Annotated in this window: 14 protein-coding genes; 10 read left to right on the top strand and 4 right to left on the bottom strand. The window is 45.0% G+C overall.

Annotated features, from left to right (window positions below; all coding sequences use genetic code 11):
* Positions 1 to 174 precede the first annotated feature (174 nt).
* Positions 175 to 1,089 carry a tetratricopeptide repeat protein gene (locus IRJ16_RS21095; RefSeq protein ID WP_194113638.1) on the top strand — a complete coding sequence of 305 codons (915 nt, stop codon included), beginning with the start codon at positions 175 to 177 and terminating at the stop codon, positions 1,087 to 1,089.
* Positions 1,090 to 1,160: 71 nt separating this feature from the next.
* On the opposite strand, the gene IRJ16_RS21100 is transcribed toward IRJ16_RS21095, so the two are convergent.
* Positions 1,161 to 1,343, bottom strand: a complete 183-nt coding sequence (locus tag IRJ16_RS21100; protein ID WP_194113639.1) for a hypothetical protein — start codon at positions 1,341 to 1,343, stop codon at positions 1,161 to 1,163.
* A 260-nt stretch (positions 1,344 to 1,603) separates the two neighbouring features.
* Between IRJ16_RS21100 and IRJ16_RS23080 the strand changes: the two genes are divergently transcribed.
* Positions 1,604 to 1,732 carry a hypothetical protein gene (locus tag IRJ16_RS23080; RefSeq protein ID WP_262893683.1) on the top strand — a complete coding sequence of 43 codons (129 nt, stop codon included), beginning with the start codon at positions 1,604 to 1,606 and terminating at the stop codon, positions 1,730 to 1,732.
* A gap of 475 nt (positions 1,733 to 2,207) precedes the next feature.
* Here IRJ16_RS23080 and IRJ16_RS21105 read toward each other — a convergent pair whose 3' ends face one another.
* Entirely contained in the window at positions 2,208 to 2,474 is a 267-nt protein-coding gene (locus tag IRJ16_RS21105; RefSeq protein WP_194113640.1) for a hypothetical protein, read from the bottom strand.
* Positions 2,475 to 2,733: 259 nt separating this feature from the next.
* Here IRJ16_RS21105 and rpsL point away from each other — a divergent pair, with 259 nt between their 5' ends.
* The 6 genes from rpsL (at position 2,734) to IRJ16_RS21135 (ending at position 7,249) form a co-directional block, all read left to right on the top strand.
* Positions 2,734 to 3,147 carry a 30S ribosomal protein S12 gene (gene rpsL / locus IRJ16_RS21110; protein WP_067063087.1) on the top strand — a complete coding sequence of 138 codons (414 nt, stop codon included), beginning with the start codon at positions 2,734 to 2,736 and terminating at the stop codon, positions 3,145 to 3,147.
* 19 nt (positions 3,148 to 3,166) lie between these two features.
* On the top strand, positions 3,167 to 3,634 hold the full coding sequence (rpsG, locus tag IRJ16_RS21115; protein WP_173413763.1) for a 30S ribosomal protein S7: 468 nt from the start codon (positions 3,167 to 3,169) through the stop codon (positions 3,632 to 3,634).
* A gap of 104 nt (positions 3,635 to 3,738) precedes the next feature.
* The gene (gene fusA / locus IRJ16_RS21120) at positions 3,739 to 5,850 is read left to right on the top strand and encodes an elongation factor G (RefSeq protein WP_194113641.1); all 2,112 of its coding nucleotides are present in this window, start codon (positions 3,739 to 3,741) and stop codon (positions 5,848 to 5,850) included.
* 137 nt (positions 5,851 to 5,987) lie between these two features.
* Positions 5,988 to 6,293, top strand: a complete 306-nt coding sequence (rpsJ, locus tag IRJ16_RS21125; protein ID WP_022830652.1) for a 30S ribosomal protein S10 — start codon at positions 5,988 to 5,990, stop codon at positions 6,291 to 6,293.
* A gap of 136 nt (positions 6,294 to 6,429) precedes the next feature.
* Positions 6,430 to 6,951, top strand: a complete 522-nt coding sequence (locus IRJ16_RS21130; RefSeq protein WP_194113642.1) for a hypothetical protein — start codon at positions 6,430 to 6,432, stop codon at positions 6,949 to 6,951.
* Positions 6,952 to 7,042: 91 nt separating this feature from the next.
* Positions 7,043 to 7,249: a hypothetical protein gene (locus tag IRJ16_RS21135; protein WP_194113643.1), complete on the top strand. Its 207-nt coding sequence runs from the start codon at positions 7,043 to 7,045 to the stop codon at positions 7,247 to 7,249.
* Between the two features lie 71 nt (positions 7,250 to 7,320).
* Here the strand turns inward: IRJ16_RS21135 and IRJ16_RS21140 are convergent, their stop codons facing one another.
* Positions 7,321 to 8,946, bottom strand: coding sequence for a RagB/SusD family nutrient uptake outer membrane protein (locus tag IRJ16_RS21140; RefSeq protein ID WP_194113644.1), 1,626 nt, complete (start codon positions 8,944 to 8,946; stop codon positions 7,321 to 7,323).
* 12 nt (positions 8,947 to 8,958) lie between these two features.
* Complete coding sequence (locus tag IRJ16_RS21145) at positions 8,959 to 11,979, bottom strand: SusC/RagA family TonB-linked outer membrane protein (RefSeq protein WP_194113645.1); 3,021 nt, start codon at positions 11,977 to 11,979, stop codon at positions 8,959 to 8,961.
* A gap of 565 nt (positions 11,980 to 12,544) precedes the next feature.
* Between IRJ16_RS21145 and IRJ16_RS21150 the strand changes: the two genes are divergently transcribed.
* Positions 12,545 to 13,381, top strand: a complete 837-nt coding sequence (locus tag IRJ16_RS21150; protein WP_194113646.1) for a sulfite exporter TauE/SafE family protein — start codon at positions 12,545 to 12,547, stop codon at positions 13,379 to 13,381.
* Position 13,382: 1 nt separating this feature from the next.
* Positions 13,383 to 13,766, top strand: coding sequence for a DUF1634 domain-containing protein (locus IRJ16_RS21155; protein WP_194113647.1), 384 nt, complete (start codon positions 13,383 to 13,385; stop codon positions 13,764 to 13,766).
* The last annotated feature ends 35 nt before the right edge of the window (positions 13,767 to 13,801 follow it).

Consider the following 13,801-nt stretch of genomic DNA (forward strand, 5'->3'; position numbering starts at 1 on the left):
AGCGCGTTCCGCGCTCGTGGCAAAGTGGAGATGCGCGGCATGCGCAAGGATGGTTGGCACACGCGGTACGCGTACGCAGGCAAGGGCCACGCTCGTTGCGGAATGGATAAAGAAAAATGTATATTTTTATGGGATCATAAGCTATCCTGCATCCTAACCTAAATTGTAAGCAATATGAAAATTCTCATAACCCTTTTATTTTTATTGCCGTTCCTTGGATTGGCGCAGACAAAGCCACAGGTTAAAGTTGCAGCAAATGATACCACGCTAAAATTCAATAAATTGCCCATGTTTTGTGAGCGTCAATGGGTAGCGGAGTATGGGAATGGCAAAGAACATCCTTTCGGCTATATGTATGTTGACGGTTCGGAAGGGATCATGTTTCAACAAGTTGGCAGCTTTAGCATTAGCAAGGCCGGAAAGTATTTATTGAACAAGGCTGATCAAAAGCGGAAATTTTCGCGTCGCAGGATCAAAACATCATATCCAAGTTATACGATCATTCCTCCTTACGTCGCCGTATTGTCGGTTAAGCAAGCTAAGGTTTTAAAAATAAAAGGCGATCCTAAATGGGTGAAGCCATACTACACTTATACCGATACTGTGGAACATAATTATAGATGGGGAGTGATCTACAGCGATGAACAGTGTTTTAGCTGGGCTGTCAAGTTTTATGAAAAGTCCTATCGATTAGATCCTCACTATGCGGGGGTAAAAGTTCTTGCAGATGAGCAAAGGGGTTTCTTTAACGATCGCGGTATTGAATTTAAGCTGGCTGAAGCCTACGTACGCAGTGATAAACAAACTCAGGCGATCGCTGTCTTAACTGCGGCTATCACTTATAACCCGTCGAACTTGTCTTTTTACATGAAGCTTGGTTTGATCTATGACAGCAAAAAAGAGTGGTCGACAGCTATCGATATCTACAAACAAGGACTGGCGCTGATCAATGAGGATAAAACCTATCAAAAAAGCTGGTTTGCAGGTTGTATCAGTAATATGTACGGCGAACTGAAGAATGAAGCGGAAAAGAAATACTGGCGCGCTAAGTGCGATGAATACAACCCCACTCCAGGCGTATTGTACTGAGTTCAACTATAAGTTGGAGCCTATGCATGCCGCTTATGATAAACAACTTAAGTTCATTTCGCTCTCACAATCTAAACCAACAACGTCACATCAACCAATCCTTTACCCTCCACATAATCTATAGCACTCGAATATTTCCAATGATATCCCTTGATCACATAACCCGCCACTACGGGATTTTGATGGAGATAGTTGGCCTTTTGTTTAATTACCCTACCGGTAAATAACTCGATAGGTGGTTGTCGTTTTGCCAAAATTGATGATTGCTTACGTTGCTGCTGCCTTTGGCCGCAAACTTGTTCAGCACCCCACTTGCTTAGTAGCGAAATTTTAGGGCCGACCTGCCTGATGGGTTCCCGAAACAAGTTCGGGATGATCTGTCGGTTCGATCTGAAGATCAGTTGAATATAGTTGGGCAGGATGCGCCAGCAACAAGTATCAGTCGATTAAATAAACTTTAGCTTAAACAATTTTTCATCACGGTTTATTATATCATAAACCAACACTACCAAACATGAAAAAAACATTCATCGGCATGTTATTACTTGGAGTGATAACTGCATCGTTAAGTACCGGCTGTGGCATGCAACGCCCGGCTGCACCACCAAAACCACCCGGCGCTCCGGCTCCGCCGTCGAGGTGATGGGGTTTTAAAAATACTCGCCGCCGAAACTCCTTGATAAGGAGAGAGGTTTAGGGGTGTGTCCGTTCTGCTTTGGAGTGGGAGGGATGCGCCCCTATATTTTTTCTTGTATTTGTAATATGCATCGTGGCTTTGCATACGCCGTCCTTTTTCTTGACAAAAAGGACCAAACCGAGCTATAGCGAGCTCATGAATGCCTTCGAAAAAACAATAATTTGTGAATAACTCAAGACAGCGCTAATGCTTCCCGCACAGGCCTTTACCCTGCAGGCGACCAAATTGCCCGTACCGCACAACCAAATGCATTGGCCGCCTCGCCTGAAGCCGTACCGCTGTCGGGGAAAGAAAGTACGCGCAAGACTTTCAACCTAAACCCGGGTGGAGCGGATACCGGCCCTGAGCGTAAGGCCTGCAGGCGTATGAGCGGAAGACGGGGCTGCCGGGAGCTATGGAATGCTGAATGTTCTTTTTCTGCTTATTTATCGGTCCAAACCGATTCGAACTGCTCTTTTGTTATCAGATGATCTTTAAACTCATCCTTATCTAATGCAACTTCGGATAAGCCACCATAACTATCTTCCAAGTTTATTACATCGTATTTCAGCTTCGGGCCATGTTCATAAACCTCTATCTGACGAGTTGGATAATCATCATCTCCAACTTCGAAATACCAAATTGAGGTTCCCCAATGATCTTGTTCGTCACCTCTCAATTCGTCCCATTTCCTTTTATAATATACCATAAAGCAACACCGATATTATTCTAACGCAAAGCTAATTACTTTCATTGATGTTATGTAGAACCTTAACCTGATGCAATAAGCTCTTAACAACCACATTATGATAACTTAATACATTGGCAGAACTGTATATAGCCAACTAAAAATATATTCTCCGGCACACTTGAAAATTTGGAAATATCTTTCTACTTTTGCAGTCCCGAAAAGTGCCTGCCGTGTTGGCGGGTTTGAACGGGAAAATTAATTAACAAAAAAAGGAAGAATGCCTACTATTCAGCAATTAGTTAGAAAAGGTAGAGTAGCTATGGTTGACAAGAGTAAGTCACCAGCGTTGGACAGCTGTCCACAGCGAAGAGGCGTGTGCACCCGTGTGTACACCACTACCCCTAAGAAACCAAACTCAGCAATGCGTAAAGTTGCCCGTGTGCGCTTAACCAACGGTAAAGAAGTAAACGCTTACATCCCTGGTGAAGGTCACAACTTGCAAGAGCACTCGATCGTGTTGATCCGTGGCGGTCGTGTTAAAGACTTACCGGGTGTACGTTACCACATCATCCGTGGTGCACTGGATACATCAGGTGTTGCCGGTCGTAACCAACGTCGTTCTAAATATGGTACTAAACGTCCTAAACCGGGTCAGGCAGCTGCCGCACCTGCTAAAGGCAAAAAGAAATAATTAAAGGAGGATAGTAATAATGAGAAAGTCGAAACCAAAGAAAAGGATCCTTCTTCCTGACCCCAAATTTAATGATGTTTTGGTAACCAGGTTTGTTAACAACATGATGTACGATGGTAAAAAATCTACCGCGTATGCCATTTTCTACAACGCTGTAGAGATAGTTGAAAAGAAAACAAGCGAAAACGGGTTAGATACCTGGAAAAAAGCTTTAAATAACGTTATGCCTGCTGTAGAAGTAAAGAGCCGTCGTGTAGGTGGTGCTAACTTCCAGGTGCCTACCGAAGTTCGTCCTGAACGTAAAGTAGCTTTAGGTATGAAATGGCTGATCAGCTATGCTCGTCGTCGTGGTGAAAAGACCATGATGGAGAAATTAGCTGCCGAGATCATCTCTGCTGCTAAAGGCGAGGGTGCTGCAGTTAAGAAGAAAGAAGATACGCACAAAATGGCTGAGGCTAACAAAGCGTTCTCTCACTTCCGTTTCTAAAAATAAAATGAGTGAATTTTGAATGAGTGAATGAGTGAATAAGGGTTAATGTAATAAGCATTCACTCATTCACTCGATCACTCATTCACTCAATAAAACACAACATGTCAAGAGACTTAAGATTTACAAGAAATATTGGTATCGCTGCCCACATTGATGCGGGTAAAACTACCACTACCGAGCGTATCCTTTATTACTCTGGTGTTAGCCACAAAATTGGCGAGGTGCACGAAGGTGCAGCTACCATGGACTGGATGGCACAGGAGCAGGAACGTGGTATCACCATTACATCGGCTGCTACTACCGTTAACTGGAAATACAGGAACCAAAATTACCATATCAACATCATTGATACCCCGGGCCACGTGGATTTTACCGTAGAGGTGAACCGCTCGCTGCGTGTATTGGATGGTTTGGTATTCTTATTTAGCGCGGTTGATGGTGTTGAGCCTCAATCTGAGACCAACTGGAGGCTTGCTAACAACTACAACGTTGCCCGTATCGGTTTCGTTAACAAAATGGACCGCTCTGGTGCGGACTTTTTGAAAGTTGTTAAACAGGTTAAAACCATGTTAGGTAGCAACGCTGTTCCATTGCAATTGCCTATCGGTGCCGAAGACCAATTTAAAGGTGTGGTTGACCTGATCAACTTCCGCGGTATCGTTTGGAATGAGCACGATAAAGGTATGACCTTTACCGAAGTACCTATCCCTGACGATATGTTAGAGGAAGCTACTGAGTGGAGAGAGAAATTGTTGGAATCGGTTGCTGAGTACGATGAGTCGTTAATGGAGAAATTCTTTGACGCTCCTGAGACCATCACCGAGCGCGAAGTTCTTGACGCTTTACGTAAAGCTGTATTGGACGCTAAGATCGTTCCGATGACCTGTGGTTCTTCTTTCAAGAACAAAGGTGTACAAACCATGCTTGACTATGTGATGGAATTACTTCCTTCACCTATGGACGTTGAGGGTATCGTTGGTACTAACCCTGAGACTGGCGAAGAGCAATTGCGTAAACCGGATGTTAAAGAGCCATTTGCAGCTTTAGCATTTAAGATCGCAACTGACCCATTTGTAGGTCGTTTGTGCTTTATCCGTGTTTACTCTGGTAACCTTGATGCCGGTTCGTATGTACACAACATGCGTTCGGACAATAAAGAGCGTATCTCTCGTATATTCCAAATGCACGCTAACAAGCAAAACCCTATCCCTAACGTAGGTGCAGGTGATATTGCTGCGGTAGTAGGCTTTAAGGACATCAAAACCGGTGATACCCTTTGCGACGAGAAACACCCTATCGTGTTAGAGTCGATGAACTTCCCTGAGCCGGTTATCGGTTTGGCGATCGAGCCTAAAACTCAGGCCGACGTTGATAAATTGGGTATGGCTTTAGGTAAATTATCTGAAGAGGATCCAACCTTCCACGTTAAATCTGACGAAGAGACCGGTCAAACCATCATCTCTGGTATGGGTGAGCTTCACTTAGACATCATCATGGACCGCTTAAAACGTGAGTTTAAAGTAGAGGTTAACCAAGGTGCTCCACAGGTAGCTTACAAAGAGTCTATCACAGGTACTACGCAACACCGCGAAACTTACAAGAAACAAACCGGTGGTCGTGGTAAATTCGCTGATATCCAGGTTGTATTATCACCTAACGACGACGGTAAAGAAGGCTTGACCTTTATTAACGAGATCAGCGGTGGTTCTATCCCTCGTGAGTTTATCCCATCTGTACAAAAAGGCTTCGAGGCTTCTTTGGCAAATGGGGTATTAGCTGGCTACCCGCTTACCGGATTAAAAGTTCGTTTGATCGATGGTTCATTCCACGCGGTCGATTCGGATGCTTTATCTTTCGAGTTAGCTGCTAAGATGGCTTACCGTGAGGCTTTACCTAAATGTAAACCGATGTTGTTGGAGCCGATCATGAAGATCGAGATCTTAACACCAGAAGAGAACATGGGTGACGTTATCGGTGACATGAACCGTCGTCGTGGTCAACTGTTAGGTATGGATTCTCGTGCCGGCGCACAGGTAATTAAAGCTACTGTACCACTTTCTGAAATGTTCGGTTATGTAACTCAGTTACGTACCATCACTTCGGGCCGTGCTACTTCAACCATGGAGTTTGATCACTATGCTGAAGCACCACGTAACGTACAGGACGAAGTAGTTGCCAAAGCAAAAGGCAGAAGAGCCGCTGGTAATAACTAAGAAATAATTAGTGAATGAGTGAGTTTTGAATGAGTGGATGTTAAATTTACTCATTCGCTCCATCACTCATTCACTCAATAAAATAAACCGACTCCCCTAATAAATAGCTCTTAGGGATGGTCATAAAAACAAATAACATGAGCCAAAGGATCAGGATCAAATTGAAATCTTACGATTACAACTTGGTAGACAAATCTGCCGAGAAGATCGTAAAAACAGTAAAGCCAACAGGCGCTGTAGTTAGCGGACCACTTCCGTTGCCAACCGAAAAGAAAATTTTCACTGTATTACGTTCTCCGCACGTAAACAAGAAAGCACGTGAGCAGTTCCAACTGTGCTCTTACAAGCGTTTATTAGACATCTACAGCTCTAACTCAAAAACTGTAGACGCGTTAATGAAGCTTGAATTGCCAAGCGGTGTTGAAGTTGAGATCAAAGTGTGATTGTACCGGAAGATCCGGAGTTTAGAATCAAGAACATAGAGTCAAGATTCAAGACATATTCAAAAGCCATTCTTGAGAAAGAGTGGCTTTTGTTGTTTTGAGCTTACATCTTAAAAAGATGTGATATATTAGCTGCATGAAATACCTTTACACTTTATCACTATCGCTGTTGCTTTTTGGTTTTATAACTTCGTGCAAAAAGTCCGCTGAAACAAATACCTATCAGTCTCTGCCCGATAGCGGCACATACACGGTAAAAAGCGGGACGATAACTTTAGGATCTCCATTTGCCGTAACATATACAGCTCCAGAAGATGTAATAACCGTAAATACGTCCTCCTACGGGCTAAGTATCATCGCCTACAGGGCGAAGTCGGTGGTACCGCGAACAAATATTTTACTTTCAATCGTGCCTTTACCCGGTGATCAACGATCTGCCCAAGATATTCAGTTGTTTAGATTGGACTATTTTGAAACGATGAGCAAAGGATATTCAACCCATGGGCAGGAGCTTGAATTTAAAGGTACGGACTTTAATAATATCGAAACAGGAGTCTTGTTGACCGGGGATCTTACTGCTGCACTATATCAAACGCCCGGCACAGATGAAAAAGTTGTAGTGACGGGTAGTATTGATCTGAAACTTAATAAAAAGTGATCTTGGTAAATTGATAGGTTAATATTCAAAAGCCATTCTTGTGAAAGAGTGGCTTTTGTTGTTTAGTTTTGAATTGAAACGATCAAACACGATGAAATACATTATCCACCCAACACCCGCCGAAGAAGAACGCCTGATCGCCTTTTTAGAAGCAGAAGATATCATTTATTACACCGAAGACCTGCCTGACTTTATGCTGCACGAAAAAAAAGACCAGGATGAGTTAAAAGCAAAAAACAACTCCACCTTAAGCGACCTAAGGAAACGACTGGAAGAAGGTGACGACGATGGAGAATAGTTGTAACTGCTACAAAATAAAAAGGTGCTTCCATCACTGAAAGCACCTTTCTCGTTTTTATTAAAATAGCCCTACAACGGGTTCTGTCTCAACTTAGGGTTAAGGTCGCGTTGTACCTGTGGTATAGGGTACAAGGCTTTGTTGGCGCTTGTTGGGTTATGATCCCACCAACTGCCTGTGGTGAACCTGCCAAAACGGATAAGATCGTCGCGACGGAAGCCTTCAAAGATGAACTCGCGGCCACGCTCAGCTAACAATTCCGTCAGCGTCAAGGTAGCTGTAGTATACGGGACAAAGTTTGCTGCGGTAAATGCCCGGCGTTTGCAATCATTGATAAGTTGAACGGCCTCGGCGTTGGCGTTACCACCATTTTGGCGCATAATAGCTTCAGCTTTGGCAAAGTATATCCAGGTAAGGCGATAGATGTTCCAGTCGGTGTTGTTATAATTCGGGTCGGCTGGGATGCCCGGCCCGGCCAACTGATTGCCCAGTTTGTACTTGTTGAACCGTACGCCGCTGTTCTCTTCACCTTCGCTCATGTTAGATGTAGTGCCCCCGGTGCTGTTACGGCGGATATTGTCTACAAATACCAATGGTTTGTCACGGTATTCTTCTGTCGCCAATACCGGCTGGGTAGGATCTACAAATCTGAATTGCGGGCCGATCAGCAACCAGGTAGAGCGGCGCAGGTCGTTACTATCGTAAGTGTCATATACACCCGGTATCACTACGATGCCGTCGTTACCGTTACGGCCACCGCCGTAGATCTCGCGCTGATTAAAATGATAGAATTCGCCCGTCCACGATGGCTCAAAACCGGCTGTAGAAAAATCATAAGCGATCGAAAATATCACCTCTTTAGATAACTGATTGGTCGGCTTAAATTGGTCGGTAATATTGGGGTCTAAACTCATTGCACCGTTCTGACCGCCACCTATATTGTTGATCAGGTCTGTAGCCGCCTTTTCGCATTCTGCCCATTTAGCTGTGCCTGTCCATACTTCGGCATTCAAATAAAGCTCCACCAACATCGCGTAAGCACTTGCTTGCGACATGCGTCCCAGTTGATCCATAGACAGTTTTGGCACCAGATCTATATTTTCTTTGATCTCTTTTTCAACAAATGCAAACACCTCTGCACGCGGCACAGTTTCGGGTTGCAGCGGAACGCCGACCTGGGTCACTACCGGTACGTTACCAAAAAGGTCCAATAGTTTTAAATAGTGGAAAGCCCTCAGGATCTTTAGCTCGGCTATGTAAGCGTCTTTCTCTGCTTGGGTGATACCCATTTGAGCAATGTCACGTTTGCCAATGTTCTCTATCGGGTCGTTGCAATAACCAATACCGGTATAGATGAGTTTCCAGGCTTGGTTAAAGCCAGGTTCGTCAACGGTCCAGGTATGGTAATGCAGGCGTTTCCATTTACCGCCGTCCTCGCCATGGCGGCCTTTGGTAGGCCATGCCAGTTGGTCGCCGGAAAGTTCGGCCTGCCGCCACCATCCATCTTGCCCGGACGGTGTTGCCCAAGCATTAGCGTGCGTGTATGGCCTTAATAAGGCCGATATAACTTCTGTTTTACTGTTATAAAAATTATCTGTGAGCAATACGCTGTAAGCTTTTTCTTCCAATTGTTTTTTGCAGGCCGTGGTGCTTAACACACCTGTTAAGGCTGCAAGTATGATGTATTTATTCTTCATTACTGTTTTTTGTTAAAATCCTACGTTCACACCAAAAATGAATGATCGGGTACTGGGGTAAGCGCTTCGGCCATCAACACCAGCATTCATACCTGTATCCTGAACAAAATCTGGGTCGGTACCGCTATAACCTGTGATGGTGGCCAGGTTCTGTCCGGTAAGGTATAAACGCAGGTTACGTATAGCTTTCACCTTTGGTTTAAAATTGTAGGCAATGGTCAACTCGTCCAGTTTTACAAAACTGCCACTCTCCAGGTAGTAGTCAGAGTACATGTAGGTATCTTTTATCTGCGCATCCTTGTCAAAGGCCCGTTGCAGTAAGTTACCTGTCCAAGTGTAAGCATTGCCGTAGGACAGCGCGTTGGTATTCAGTATGCTATAATCAAATTTACCGCGCAAGAATGTCCTTAAGCTCCATTGTTTATAGTTGAACGTGTTGGTCCAAGATGCATAGTACCTCGGAATAGCGTTACCAAGTTTTACAATATCTTTAGTTGCACTATTTGGGTTCACGTCTATTTCTGCGTTAGAAACTTTCTCTCCTCTATGGTTATAGAACAACCATTTGCCATCAGGTGTGAAACCGGCAAAGCGTTTACCCCAAAATTCGCCTATCTCTCGTCCCTCGTATGTTACAACTGCATCTCTAAGATCTCCCGCCCCGCCAATAGGGGCGAAGGTTTTGTAAGTGACCTTGTAAAAATCGTTCGAGTAAGAGTCGAGCGTGTTTTTAAGCGTACTGAACGTTGCATCCATGTCCCAAGAGAAATCAGCACGTTTCATAGCCTGGAAACCAAGCCCCAATTCGATACCTTTTGATGACATTTGCCCGACGTTGGTATAGATACGATCCTGAATGAAAGGTGGCTGCGGTGAAGTGTAAGTATCTAACAGATCCTTTGTAGTACGGTCAAAAACGTCCAGCGTACCTCTTAGCCTATTGTTCCATAAGCTAAAGTCCACACCAAAGTTCAGCTCGTGTTTAACTTCCCATTTCAAATTAGGATTTGGGTTTCGGTCCGGCCCGTAAGTTTGGCGATATTCATTATCCGGGAACAAATAGATACCCCCCGTATTCATCGTCACTTTAGAGGCATAGTTCTCAAAACCACTGTTACCAGTAATACCGTAACCAGCTCTCAATTTTAAATTATTTACAAAGGTCCATTTCTTGGCAAAGTCCTCGTCTGATATGATCCAACCGGCCGATACCGATGGGAAATAACCGAACTTGTTGTTATCACCAAACCTTGATGAACCCTCGCGACGGATAATGAACTGAGCCAGATACTTGCCATTGTAAGCATAGTTTACCCTGGTAAGTAAAGCGATGAGGGTGTTATCGGTTTTATTAGAGCTTATGCTGGTTGTTTTGATGTTAACAGGGACTGCTCCCAGATTGTTCTCCTCGAATGAATCGTTTATAAAACCGGCGTTGGCCAGGCTGGCGCTTTCGGCTACTTGATAACGATAACTGTAGGCTGCTAAGGCCGTGATACTATGTTTTTCGGCAATGGTGGTTTTGTATTGCAATTGAGGTTCGAATGCAAAGTCCTGCTGCAAAAAGTCGCTTTTAAAACCATAGCCGCCGCCTACAGAAGAAGAATTCTCCGTAGAGAATTCGCTGGCTTTTTTTCGGTAGCCACCGTCAACCCGGCTATCACGCACCACCGAACCAAATACGGTACCTGTTAAGCCTTTCACGATATCGATATCGACCTTTCCGTTAGCCGAAGTGGTTTGTTGCCTGCGGCGATTGGTCTCTTGAAACAAACGCGCATATTCGTTAGTGCTGGTCGGATAAAAACGATAGCTGCCATCGGCATTAAAATTAGATAGAGTAGGATCCCGAGTCTGCTCATTCTCCCAGCCGCCGCCGCCTAATAAATTGGCATTGTTAAAGTTGGTAGCAAGATCCACCTGTGCCCTAACGCGGCCTTCCAGTGCACTTTGGTTCATGGATAACCGTAAGGCGTACTCCTTACGGCCGTTCTCTTTGGCTATACCCTCAAAGTTGTTATAGTTCAAACTGGCGCGATAGCTGCTGTTCTCGCCGCCGCCCGAAAAGGCCAGGTTATGGTTTTGCGAGAAATTGCCGTGGTTGATCAGCATGTCCACAAAATCTGTTGCGCCACCGGCATCTGGTCGGTTAAGTTGGCCCGAAGCGATCTTGGCTTTGTATTCGGCTGGGGTAAGGAAATCCAGTCTGCGCTGAAGATATTCTTTACGATAATAAGCCGAATAGTCTACCTGGGTAACACCTTTCTTGCCGCGTTTTGTGGTAATGATTATTACGCCGGCGTTGGCCGTGGTACCGTAAATGGCAGCACCCGAGCCGTCCTTCAAAATGTCGATAGATTCGATATCATCTTGTTTCAGAAGGTCAGGATTACCGCCCGGGATACCGTCGATAACGAATAACGGGCTGGCACTGCCTGTAACGGTGACCGCGCCACGCAGCTGTACCGAGATACCGCTGTTAGGGTTAGATCCGCCCGTGCGGGTTAGGTTAAGGCCGGCCACTTTACCCTGGATAAGATCTAACGGGGTACGGGCGCCGCTTTGCCTGAAATCTTCAGGTCCAACGTGGGCCACGGCGGATGTTACCTCGCGCACGGCCTGTGTACCGTAACCTACGCCAACCACCTTCACTTCTTTAAGTTCGGTTTGAGCAGGCACTAATTTAAAATTCAAAGCAGTTTGTGTACCTACTTTTTGAGTGGCCGTCTGATAACCCAAAAACGAAATGCTGATGGAGTCTTCTGGACCGGCTTCGAGGGTGAACTTACCGTTCACATCTGTTTGTACCGCCTTTCCGGTGGTCACATTTTTAACGGTTACGCCCGGCATAGGCAGGTTCTTCTCATCGAGTACCGTACCTGTAATGGGGGCTACTTCTTTTTGCTTGGTCTCCGTCAGCACAAAATGCCTGGCAGCGTTACGCGCGGCAAAGCCTGCTGCATTGGCAGCATCGGGGTGGTTAAACAAAAAGAGCAACGAAAGTGCCGAGATCTTGGAAAAATTGATCTTCATTGATTTTTTGATTTGTTAGAACATAGGTTTTGTAAAAGGACATGCTTGCCGGGTAGGTAGATGCACAAAACATCCCCGAGCCTTAAAAAAGGTTACCGCTTAGGCAAGCGTTCGGCACAATAGCTGCTACAGCGCCGCTGAAATGATCATAAATGGTAGTAGACTTTCTTATAACATAATTGATGAAGTAGATCAATTAGGGTTTGATGCCAAAACGATAATTAATAGTTAATGTTTTTGGCATAAAGTCGCCAGTTGTCTGAATTGTGGAATTTTATGTAACTTTTGGTTAATAATGTGGGTTGCGAAATTTCCGTAGCGATGCCTTTAACTGTCTAAGGGTTCGGCGTTTAAACTTTAGCTTGGTGTACCGAGGTGACCGAAATCGTAGTTGTTGAAATTTTTTTGAAAAAAAAATTAAAAAAGTGTCGTTTTGATGGCGTGGAGCTGGTTTTAAGAGGTCAGGATATAAAGCCTATCGGCTTGGTGGGATACTTAAATCGGGCTAAAAACGCTCCCCGGCATAATATAATTGTTAATTTAGCCATCCGATACCCGCTAAATTATGTCTGTAATTGTACTCACGCTCATCATCCTTGTTGGATCCTATTTTGCCGGATTGCTTGGGTCGCTGACGGGTTTAGGCGGCGGGTTCATCATTATCCCATTGCTCACTTTGGGCCTTAATGTAGATATTCATTACGCGATCGGTGCCTCACTTATTTCGGTTATTGCTACATCATCAGGTGCGGCTGCCGCCTATGTTAAAGAGGGCATCACTAATATCCGCATCGGCATGTTCCTGGAGATAGCCACTACCATTGGCGCGTTTATGGGGGCTACCATTGCCCTGCATATCCAAACACACTATATCGCTATACTTTTTGGTATGATACTGGCTTTTTCGGCCGTCATGTCATTCGTGAAAAAGAAGCAGGAGATATTACCGGAGGGTAGCCCTATGGCCGACAAATTTAAACTGAACGGCAGCTACCCAACACCCGATGGTGTAGTGAAATATGGCGTACGTAACGTAGGCGGTGGTTTTTTTATGATGGTTTTCGCCGGGACGATATCCGGATTGTTGGGCATTGGTTCAGGCGCCCTGAAAGTTGTGGCCATGGATTCGATCATGCGCATCCCGTTCAAAGTATCGACAACCACCAGTAACTTTATGATAGGGGTTACGGCTGCTGCCAGTGCGGTGGTTTATTTGCAACGGGGTTACATTGATCCGGCTATTTCTATGCCCGTTGTTGTGGGGGTATTGTTGGGTGCGTTGAGTGGTTCTAAAATATTGATCAACGCCAGGTCGGCCGGGTGGTTACGCTGGCTGTTCACCATCATCGTAAGCATATTGGCAATCCAGATGATCTATAACGGTTTAACGGGGAGGTTGTAACATGGCGGCAGGCAACTTTAAAGATAAAGACATGCAAAGCATCATTGGTTGGATCCTGCGCGTTGGCGTGATCGTATCCATGACCGTGGTTGTTTTCGGCGGGGCTGTCTACCTGTATCGCCACGGCCATAGCATCCCCGATTATAGCGCTTTTAATGGCGTTCCGCAATTTGTATATCCATCAAATATCATTAGCGGGATACTGGCTTTTCGGGGGCGCGCTATCATCCAAGCTGGGATCATCTTGCTAATATCAACACCGGTGTTGCGGATCATTTTCTCATTCATCGGTTTTATTATTGAGAAAGACCGCTTATACACATTCATTTCGTTATTGGTATTGCTTATCATCGTGGCCAGTATGCTGAGCGGACATGCCGGTTGATCTTTAATAGTATGCAATTTAAACCTTCGGTTCAC

The sequence above is a fragment of the Mucilaginibacter myungsuensis genome, assembly GCF_015222005.1.
Classification (GTDB): domain Bacteria; phylum Bacteroidota; class Bacteroidia; order Sphingobacteriales; family Sphingobacteriaceae; genus Mucilaginibacter; species Mucilaginibacter myungsuensis.